This window comes from Hydrocoleum sp. CS-953 (assembly GCF_002260545.1).
Classification (GTDB): Bacteria; Cyanobacteriota; Cyanobacteriia; order Cyanobacteriales; family Microcoleaceae; genus Trichodesmium.
The window spans coordinates 1-2,719 of record NZ_LGSU01000311.1; the positions used below are offsets into that span (position 1 = coordinate 1).

The 2,719-nt window shown below is 36.3% G+C and carries 1 protein-coding gene; it reads right to left on the reverse strand.

Going from position 1 to position 2,719, the window contains the following annotated elements; genetic code table 11:
* Positions 1-17: 17 nt before the first annotated feature.
* Positions 18-2,285: a heavy metal translocating P-type ATPase gene (locus AFK68_RS02855; RefSeq protein ID WP_094671474.1), complete on the reverse strand. Its 2,268-nt coding sequence runs from the start codon at positions 2,283-2,285 to the stop codon at positions 18-20.
* Positions 2,286-2,719 lie beyond the last annotated feature (434 nt).

A 2,719-nucleotide genomic window follows, 5' to 3' on the forward strand; every position in this document is an offset into this window, starting at 1 on the left:
ATTTAGGATTAGTATACTTATTGAGGTTTAAATTTCCTCAAACGTAAAGCATTTGTCACCACAGAAACTGAACTAAACGCCATCGCTCCTCCAGCAATAATTGGATTTAATAACCAACCTGTTAAAGGATACAAAATACCGGCAGCAATAGGAATTCCTAAAGTATTATAAATGAAGGCAAAAAACAGATTTTGACGAATATTTTTCATAGTCGCGCGGCTCAGTTTAATTGCTGTAACAATGCCAGTTAAATCGCCAGAAATTAAGGTAATATCACTAGCAGCGATCGCTACATCTGTTCCTGTTCCAATTGCTATTCCAACATCTGCTTGAGCTAATGCTGGAGCATCGTTAATTCCATCTCCTACCATGGCGACAATTTGATGGTTATCTGTTCTTTTTTTCTTTTCTAATTGCAGATTTTTGACGGTTTCTGCTTTTTGGTCTGGCAGGACTTCAGCAAATATTCTATTAATGCCAACTTCGGCAGCAATAGCTTCGGCGGTTTGCTGATTATCTCCTGTTAACATTACTACTTCTATTCCGATTTTTTGTAATGTTTGAACTACGTTTTTTGAGGAGGGTTTTAAAGTATCAGCAATGCCAAATATTCCTTCAATTTTACCGTCAATTGCTATCCAAGCAGTAGTCTTGCCATCAGCTTCTAATTTATTTTGATGACTTTGCAAATTAGTAATATCAATTCCTAATTCATTCATCCATCGAGAAGTACCAATTTGTACCAATCTATCTGAAACAATTCCTTGTACTCCCATGCCCGACATTGCCTCAAATTTTTCTGGTTCTGCTAAAGGAAATTCCACCCCTTGAGCTTGAGCATATTCAACAATTGCTTCTGCCAAAGGATGTTCTGATTTTCTCTCAACTGCTGCTGCTATTTTTAACAATTTAATTTCATTTTCATTGGCAGTTCCTTGAGTAGTTATATAGTTAGTAACTTTTGGTTTTCCTTGGGTAAGTGTTCCTGTTTTATCTAAAATAATCGCCTGAATTTTATGAGCAACTTCTAAACTATCCGCACCTTTAATTAATATCCCATTTTCTGCACCTTTTCCTGTTCCAACCATGACAGAAGTAGGAGTAGCTAATCCTAAAGCACAAGGACAAGCAATTATTAAAACACTAACTGTTGTAATTAACGACATAGTTAAATTTCCAGTCATACTAATCCAAATCAGAAAAGTAGCGATCGCTATCCCCATTACAACAGGAACAAACCAAGAAATTACCATATCTGCTAATTTTTGAATTGGTGCTTTTGAACTTTGTGCCTGTTGAACTAATTTAATTATTTGGGCTAATACTGTATCTTTTCCGACTCTCGCTGCCTCAAATTTAAAACTACCATTTTTATTAATTGTTGCGCCAATAACTTCATCTCCAGACTGTTTTTCTACAGGCAAACTTTCACCAGTAACCATAGATTCATCCACTGTAGAATTACCTTCTTTTATTACCCCATCTACTGGAATTTTTTCCCCAGGACGAACAACAATCAAATCGCCAATTTTTACTTCTTCAATGGAAATATCTACTTCTTTTTCCTCTCGAATAACTCTAGCAGTTTTTGCCTGCAAACCCATCAATTTTTGGATAGCTGCTGAGGTCTGTTTCCGAGCGCGATGTTCGAGAAGTCTGCCTAATAAAATTAACGTAATAATAACGGCTGCTGCTTCATAATAAACATCTGGATTTAATTCTTGTCTGGTAAAAAAATCTGGAAAAAATGTCGGAAATAAAGAATATAAATAAGCTGCCCCTGTACCTAGAGCAACTAAAGTATTCATGTCTACGGAATGATTTTTTAATCCTTTTATAGCACCAATCAAAAATGATTTACCGCACCAAAACATTACAGGTGTAGTTAATATTAATTGTAGCCAGGAATTATGTAACCAAATTGGTATCCAAGGAATATTTAATCCGGTCATCATCGGCAACGAACCAATAATTAAAATTCCACTAATAATTCCGCCGACAACTACTTTATTTGTTATTTGTTGTTCTATTCGGCGATTTTCTCTTTCTTTTTTTGCCAGATTTATTGTTTCCTGAAGTGGTTCTGCTCCAAAGCCAATATCTGTTACAGATTGTTGAATTTTATGTAAATTTGTTTTGTGGGAATTATACTTAACTGTTGCTTGTGCCATAGCAAAATTAACCTGACATTCTGCTACACCAGCTACATTTTCAATAGCTTTTTGAATTTTATTAGCACAGGCAGCACAACCCATACCTTTTAACTCTAAGTATGTTATTTCCATAATTGCCTCCTGATAACTAGGAAGAGAAATTATAGCGCTACGCGCTAGGGAATAGGGAATAGTAAACTGTCAAATGGTTTTCCTACGGAATGCTGCGCAAACAGGATTGATAAATCTCCTAACCTTAATGCGTAACACTATAAAACTAATATCTCTTATCTCTATAATAAAGTCTCCAGTCAAATGGAGAGTCAAGTAGTTTATTCGGTTTTTTTCAATAGAGATGAACTTTGACGTTATTCCGACTCTAAGACTGGGATATGAGAAAATTAATCCGAAAAGTATCCGGATATCCAACAGAGCCACACCTTTGGTAATAGGACTTCATCAACCCGGTTTATCATCGGAGATGGCACGGGGTCTGAACCAGCTTCCCCCGGGTCGATGGAGTACGCCCACATACCGTTAATTGTGGAGCTGTACCAGCATTTCTT

Coding starts and splice junctions, on each gene's coding strand:
- AFK68_RS02855 (WP_094671474.1), bottom strand. CDS start 2,285: ATGGAAATAACATACTTAGAGTTAAAAGGTATGGGTTGTGCTGCCTGT.